Genomic DNA, 6,485 nt, shown 5'->3' with positions numbered 1-6,485 from the left:
AAAATAAGCAGTACTTTGCATATCGGTCACTTCCTCCGCGAGCCTTACTGCGACAAAACCATCAGGTCTATGCCCGACGCAGGCATGCAGCAACTTGATCCAGAACGAACACGGTGATAAAAATCATCAGCAGGATCGTACCGACCCGATCGTACTGGAACATGTCGAAGCGGCCCTTGAGTTCCTGCCCGATGCCGCCCGCGCCGACCAGGCCGACCACGGTCGGCATCCGCACATTGCAATCGAGCACATACAGCGTGTAGGCGACGTACTGCGGCAGCACCTGAGGCAGCACCGCGAAGCGCAGCACCTTCAGCGGGCCCCGCGCCGATCGCCCGCAACGCGTCCTGCGGCTTGCCGTCCGCATTCTCGATGTCTTCCGCATAGAATTTGCCGAGAAAGCCGGCCGAGTGCAACGCGAGCGCAAGCACACCGGGGGTCGGGCCGAAGCCGTAGGCGAGTACCAGGAACAGTGCGCTGATGAGTTCGGGCATCGCGCGCATCATGCTGACGAGCGCCCGCACGGCCACATACGACGGCCGGTGCAGCGTGTAGTTGCGGGCGCTCAGGATCGCCAGCAACGTCGCCCAAAGCCCGATCTCGCGCGTCTCGAACATCTTGCCGATCACTTGCCACAGATACGTCGACGGGCAACGGATGGACCCGGCGACCCTGACGATGAAGACCACGAGCTACCGCGTGCAGACGCTGGTCGAGCCGTTTGGCCGGTTTTCCAGATGTGAGAATCACGGCAGTAGGTGGAGCGCCTGGGAGATTAGCCCCGCGGCCAGCGGGTCGTAGCAGAGCCCGAAATGACAGAGACGGAATGAAGTTTATTCAGACAGATTATTGATAGAAAATGAAATATCTTCATTCTGCTGACACATGCAATTTTTATTCTCTGTGCCGGTACCCGCTACTGCCAAGGCTTTAGCGCCGTGTTCGGACTAGACCAGATCATCGCGCAGATCGGTCAACTGTCCCTGCAATCAGTTGTACTAATTGTCTATCAGCCCATGAGATCCCGCCAATGACCCAATTCCTGTTGTATGGCCGTGCCGTAGCGGCCTGCATCGTTCTGAGCCTGTCGCTAACCGCCTGCGGCGGGTCTTCGACAAACACGCCAGGCGCCGCCAACGCCGCTTCCGGCGCTCAGCCGTCCTCCGCTCCGCCCAGCACCAAGCTGAGTTGCGCGCCCTGACGCCGCGAAGCACCGCCCCGCGCTCAACCCCTACGTAGCCAAGACCATGAAAAAACTCGATCGACGCAGTTTCCTTACCGGTGCCGCCAAGTCGGCAGGCGCCGCCCTCGCGCTGGGCATGCTGCCGCCCAGTATCGCCCGCGCACTTTCCGTTCAAGCTGCGGTAGACACCGGCACCATCAAGGACATCAAGCACATCGTCATCCTGATGCTGGAAAACCGTGGCTTCGATCATTACTTCGGCACGCTGAAGGGCGTACGCGGCTACGGCGACCGCTTGCCGATTCCACTCGAGAGCGGCAAGGACGTGTGGTACCAGCAGGACGCAAGCGGCAACGAGATTCCGCCGTATCACATGGATATGACCAAAGTTAAGGCACTGCAATCGCCCAGCACGCCGCACAGCTTCTCCGACATGCAGGCGGCCTGGAATCAGGGCAAGTCAGGCCATTGGCCGGCTTACAAGACGCCGTACACGATGGGCTATCTTGCCCGCAACGACATTCCGTTCCATTTCGCGCTGGCCGAAGCGTTCACGATCTGTGATAACCACTTCTGCTCGACCACGAGCGGCACGGACCCGAACCGCGTGGTTTTCTTCTCCGGCTCGGGCTTCGACCCGAAGCTGGCGAAAATGGGCATCAACAGCGACGACCGAACCTCGGAACCCAACAACGATCGTTGCTGGATCACCGGCACCATGCCGACGCCGGGCTATACGTATGCGGACAACGCACTCACCTGGCTTTCCCTGCCGTCGGTGCTCGAGAACGCCGGCGTGAGCTGGAAAATCTACCAGGACACCAACGACAACTGGACCGGCGCCATGCACGGCGGCCTGGCTTTCCAAGACTTCCGCACCGCCAAGCCCGGCGATCCGCTGTACGTGAAGGGCATGACGGACTACTCGATTGCGGACCTGAAAAACGATGTGATGAGCAACACGTTGCCCGAAGTGTCGTGGATCTTGTGCACGGCAGCCAACTCGGAACACTCCGGCAACAGCAATCCAGCGATCGGTGCGAACTTCACGGCCGAACTGCTCGACGCGGTCACCGCCAATCCAGACGTCTGGGCCCAGACCGCATTCTTCCTGACCTACGACGAGAACGACGGCCTGTTCGACCATGTGGCGCCGCCAGCGCCACCGTCGTACAACCTGGACGGCACACTGGCAGGCAAGGCCACGTTACCGCTGGACGGCGAGTACTTCTCCGATCCGGCGAGAAAGTACCTGAACGCCAAGGACACCATCAGCGGCAACGTGCGGCCGTGGGGTCTCAGCGCGCGCGTGCCGATGTACGTCATCTCGCCGTGGAGCAAGGGCGGCTGGGTCAACTCGCAGGTTTTCGACCACACGTCGATGAGCCTGTTTCTCGAGAAGCGCTTCGGTATCACTGTCGACGCGGTCAGTCCGTGGCACCGCGCGGTCTGCGGCGACCTGACCTCGTGTTTCGACTTTGTTTCGCCGAACGATCCGGTCGTTCCCAAACTGCCGGATACGAGCAACTACCAGGCCGTGCTTGCCGCCCAGGCCTCCCTGCCCATCGCAGCGCCGCCGGCCACGCCGCAGCCGCTGTTCCAGGAGCCGGGCACGCGCTTTTCGCGCGCGCTGCCCTATGAACTGCATACCAGCGCACGGATCGAAGGTCCCGGTCTCGTCAAGCTGATGTTCAGCAATACAGGTAAGCAAGGAGCAGTGTTCCATGTGTACGACAAGAATCACCTGGACCGCATCCCGCGCCGATACACGGTCGAAGCCGGCAAGACGCTTGAGGACTACTGGGACGACACGCTAAAGACCGACCTCGGCAAATATGAACTCTGGGTCTACGGCCCGAACGGCTTCCTCCGTACCTTCGCGGGCAACGCAGTGGCCGCCAGTACCGGGACCTTCATGCCGGAAGTGCAGGTCTGCTACGACACGGACGCCGGTCAGGTCTACGTGAAGTTGCACAACACCGGTACCGCGCCCGGCACGGTGACGGTGCAGTCCAACGCCTACCGCACCGATGGCCCCTGGCAGATGAATGTTTCTGCCGGCGATGTCGGCATGCTGCACTGGGATCTCTCGGGCAGCGGCAACTGGTACGACCTCACGGTAACGGGCGACAACTTCGTGCGCCGCTTCTCGGGTCGTATCGAAACGGGCAAGCCGACTGTTAGCGATCCGGCTATGGCGCTTCACTTGAGCTAGACGGGCTCCGGCCGGCGGAGGCGGCATCCGGCTTCCGCCGGTCGGCTGGTCGTGGACATCGCAAACATCATTCGACTGGCCGTTAACACTGCGACGGGTTAATCGATTTTGCCTCGCCTTTTGATACTTACCGCTTTCATCACGCCCGGCAGTCACGCTATCCTTGCGGCTACCTTGTTGGGCACGGTTGCGATCGCGCACTGGGCGGCCCGAGCCGCGCCTCGCGCGGTGTGCCAGCGGCTCGACGGATTCTTTCACAGGAGCTTTGATGAAACCCGCAAAGAAGGGCGCGGCGAGTGCCAAGGCCGCGGCCGGGGCGCCGGCCCAGCCGAGTTCGGTGTCGGCGATCCTGTCGCGCATCGAGCAGCTTTATCCGACCTTCGGCGCCACCAGCCAGCGCATCGCAGACTTCGTCCGCCAGCACGCGCAGGAAGTGGTGCACATGTCGGTCAGCGAGGTCGCCGAGCGTGTGGGTGCGAGCGAAGGCAGCGTAGTGGGCCTCTGCAAGGCGATCGGCGCCACCGGCTTTCAGCAGCTCAAGATCGTGTTGGCGCAGGAAATCGTGCGCCCGGTGCAGTTGATCCATGAAGATCTCGAGCCCAGCGACAACACGGCGGCGGTAATTTCGAAGATCTTCAGCTCGAACGTGCAGACCCTGCATGAAACGCAGTCTACGCTTGACGTGGACGAGCTCGAGCGGGCGGTCGAGGTGATCCGTAACGCCCGCCGCATTGAAATCTACGGGGTAGGCAGCGCGGCGTCGATCGCCGAAGATGCGCACTACCGCATGCTGCGTATCGGGCTGGACGTACGCGCGGTGATCGACCCGCACATCCAGGTCATCAGCGCGTCGCTTTGCGACCCCAGCGTGGCGACGCTCACCATCTCCCACTCGGGCAGCACGCACGAAACGGTGATGGCAACGCGCCTTGCCAAGGAAGCTGGCGCACGCACCATCTGCCTCACGAACTTCGGGCGTTCGCCGATTCAGGCCTTTGCCGATATCGTGCTGTTCACCATGGCGCGCGAGACCAGATTTCGCACGGAAGCCATGACGAGCCGTCTCGCACAACTGGCGATCATCGATGTGCTGATTGCGTGCCTCGCGCTATCGGACTACGAGAAATCGGTGGAAACGATCCGTCATACGTTCGACGTGCTGTCGCTCAAGCGATATTGACGGCCACGGGCCGCGTCGCCACAGGCTCCAGTTCGAACAGCTCGGCTAGGGAGGGCGGGGACCGACCGGCTGCTTTCCCGACACCAGAATCCGTCGAGATGTCCCGAAAGGAAAAGGGCCAACTAACACCGAGATACGCAGCCAGCGCCCCTGTCAGCGCGATGCCGTGCAATTCCTCCGGCGATGCCAGATGTGCGGCGATAATCTCACGATTATCAAGTCGCAGCTCCGGATGCAATCGAGGTGCAGTTCATAGAAATGCACCCGGTCTCTTCGCCCGTCCCAAATGCCGCAGGCACTGCCCGCGGGGAGTAACGTGTGCGACGACAGACCAATCTCCTCCTCCATTTCCCGCCGCGCCGCTGCATCAGGCGTCTCACCGGCCCGGACACTACCGCCGGGAAAATTCCATTCGGCCCGGTACGATAACTTCACAAGCAACAGTGCCCGCCCGACGTAGATTGGTACTCGCGCGCCCTCATGGCGAGGCCGTCGTAGGTACCACCAGGCGCGAGCGAACGGGAATCCGAGGCGAAGCACCATGCGCCAGACAGAGTGGATAAGCATAGCCGGTGCTCGGTTTCGATCTCTGCCCGCGGCTGCGCAAGCTCTCGGAACGGAAACTGTGTTTGCCGCGACGAGTGGCCGCTCCGGACGGGTTGGCATCGGTCCTTGCCTACGAGATATCCATCAAGGCGATTCGTGATGGCTGGGAGGAACTGCTGCGCCTCGTCGCGGCGATTCACTCGGGACGCGTGAGCGCAAATGTCGCTTTGCAGCGGTTCGGTAGCGCGGCGCAGGGTGACCCCGTGTACCGGGCGGCGGACCACCTTGGCAGGCTTCTGCGCACGCTATTCCTGTGCGATTACTTCAGCAACGTGGAGTTTCGGCGCGAAATGCATACGTTGCTTAACCGCGGCGAATCGGTTCATCAGCTGCAGCGTGCGATCTACACCGGCTAGATCGCGCCTGAGCGCGGACGGCGCCGCGACGAAATGATTGCAATATCCGGCTCGCTGACGTTGTTGACCAACCTGGTGATTGCGTGGAATACGCAGCGCATGCAGACCACGCTTGATGACTGGCAACGCAAAGGACAGGGGATTGACGACGACTGGTTGCGGCGGCTGGGGCCGGCGCACTTCGCGCATGTCAATTTCCGCGGAACGTTGAGCTTTCCGGTCGAGCATTATCGCGACATGTTACTGGATGCGGCGGCTTGGCGACGCATCACCGGATCGTAAAGCGGGTCTGCAAAGGAGTGACGATGAACAGCGATACTGGAGCCATCGTCTGGAAGAACGAGATCACGCAGTTGAACCTGGACAACGCGCGTCTCGTCGCCGAAGCCGGGCGCCGAGACGAAGCGTGGACGCGAACAGCAGGTGCATGGTGCGGGTTTGCTGGTCACCCGCGACCATGCGCTCACCGCGCGGTCGGCGACTACATGCTGAGCATCGAAGATTTGTGTTCCATCGGCAATGCCGATAAAACTCGCGAAGTTTCCATGACGTGCAAAACCGGCCCTGCCAGCTTCAAAAAGCATTCCTCGACTGTCCGACAACGTGACCTATTTCGTCGAGCAGATCGATGGGGCGGACGTGAGCACATATCACTACAAGGTGATTTTCAAGTCCTCGGTCATCGTCCCTGATATCTCGGTTAAGTGAAGAAAACATGAGTGACCATCGAGAAATCGACCTGCAGCACCGCAAGTTCATGAACGACGTCGCCTCGGTGATGGCCAACATTTTCAAGAGCTATGGCTTCGCCATTTTCGTGTTCCCGTTCAACGGCGACCGCGGCCGAATGAACTACATCAGCAACGCTGAGCGTGAAGACATGGTGGCGGCCCTGAAAGAGTTCATCGCGAACAGCGAAGGTCGCGCTCACAGTGCTCCGGAGAG

Annotated in this window: 6 protein-coding genes and 2 pseudogenes; 5 read left to right on the top strand and 3 right to left on the bottom strand. The window is 61.1% G+C overall.

The annotated features are described in order from the left end of the window. Positions 1-67: 67 nt before the first annotated feature. Complete coding sequence (locus P0D73_RS45710; RefSeq protein ID WP_408436271.1) at positions 68-367, bottom strand: PhnE/PtxC family ABC transporter permease; 300 nt, start codon at positions 365-367, stop codon at positions 68-70. 880 nt (positions 368-1,247) lie between these two features. On the opposite strand from P0D73_RS45710, the gene P0D73_RS45705 reads away from it, so the two are divergent. Both P0D73_RS45705 and P0D73_RS45700 read left to right on the top strand, forming a co-directional pair. Beyond that, positions 1,248-3,398, top strand: coding sequence for a phosphocholine-specific phospholipase C (locus P0D73_RS45705; RefSeq protein ID WP_408436268.1), 2,151 nt, complete (start codon positions 1,248-1,250; stop codon positions 3,396-3,398). Positions 3,399-3,666: 268 nt separating this feature from the next. Then, positions 3,667-4,578, top strand: a complete 912-nt coding sequence (locus P0D73_RS45700; RefSeq protein ID WP_408183299.1) for a MurR/RpiR family transcriptional regulator — start codon at positions 3,667-3,669, stop codon at positions 4,576-4,578. Positions 4,579-4,705: 127 nt separating this feature from the next. Here P0D73_RS45700 and P0D73_RS45695 read toward each other — a convergent pair. Continuing rightward, positions 4,706-5,145 (bottom strand): annotated as a pseudogene (locus tag P0D73_RS45695) (NUDIX domain-containing protein); the annotation flags it as partial. 5 nt (positions 5,146-5,150) lie between these two features. Between P0D73_RS45695 and P0D73_RS45690 the strand changes: the two are divergent. Then, positions 5,151-5,822: pseudogene (locus P0D73_RS45690) on the top strand (Tn3 family transposase); the annotation flags it as partial. Here the strand turns inward: P0D73_RS45690 and P0D73_RS47075 are convergent. Then, a complete protein-coding gene (locus P0D73_RS47075) occupies positions 5,768-6,124 on the bottom strand; it encodes a hypothetical protein (RefSeq protein WP_459252582.1) in 357 nt (118 codons plus the stop codon). The pseudogene P0D73_RS45690 and the gene P0D73_RS47075 sit on opposite strands and share 55 nt — an antisense overlap. A 19-nt stretch (positions 6,125-6,143) precedes the next feature. Between P0D73_RS47075 and P0D73_RS47070 the strand changes: the two genes are divergently transcribed. Both P0D73_RS47070 and P0D73_RS45680 read left to right on the top strand, forming a co-directional pair. Beyond that, the gene (locus P0D73_RS47070) at positions 6,144-6,248 is read left to right on the top strand and encodes a beta-sandwich lipoprotein (RefSeq protein ID WP_459252581.1); all 105 of its coding nucleotides are present in this window, start codon (positions 6,144-6,146) and stop codon (positions 6,246-6,248) included. A 49-nt stretch (positions 6,249-6,297) separates the two neighbouring features. Beyond that, a partial coding sequence (locus P0D73_RS45680) for a hypothetical protein (RefSeq protein ID WP_408436263.1) occupies positions 6,298-6,485 on the top strand: 188 nt, incomplete at its 3' end.

Origin of the sequence: Paraburkholderia sp. RL18-101-BIB-B, from assembly GCF_046026985.1 — a bacterium.
GTDB lineage: Bacteria > Pseudomonadota > Gammaproteobacteria > Burkholderiales > Burkholderiaceae > Paraburkholderia.
This window is presented reverse-complemented; position numbering and strand designations above follow the sequence as displayed.

What these genes read in the sequence shown, in the direction of transcription:
- P0D73_RS45710 (WP_408436271.1), bottom strand. Translation starts at nt 367, where the DNA reads ATGCGGACGGCAAGCCGCAGGACGCGTTGCGGGCGATCGGCGCGGGGC.
- P0D73_RS45705 (WP_408436268.1), top strand. Translation starts at nt 1,248, where the DNA reads ATGAAAAAACTCGATCGACGCAGTTTCCTTACCGGTGCCGCCAAGTCG.
- P0D73_RS45700 (WP_408183299.1), top strand. Translation starts at nt 3,667, where the DNA reads ATGAAACCCGCAAAGAAGGGCGCGGCGAGTGCCAAGGCCGCGGCCGGG.
- P0D73_RS47075 (WP_459252582.1), bottom strand. Translation starts at nt 6,124, where the DNA reads ATGCTTTTTGAAGCTGGCAGGGCCGGTTTTGCACGTCATGGAAACTTC.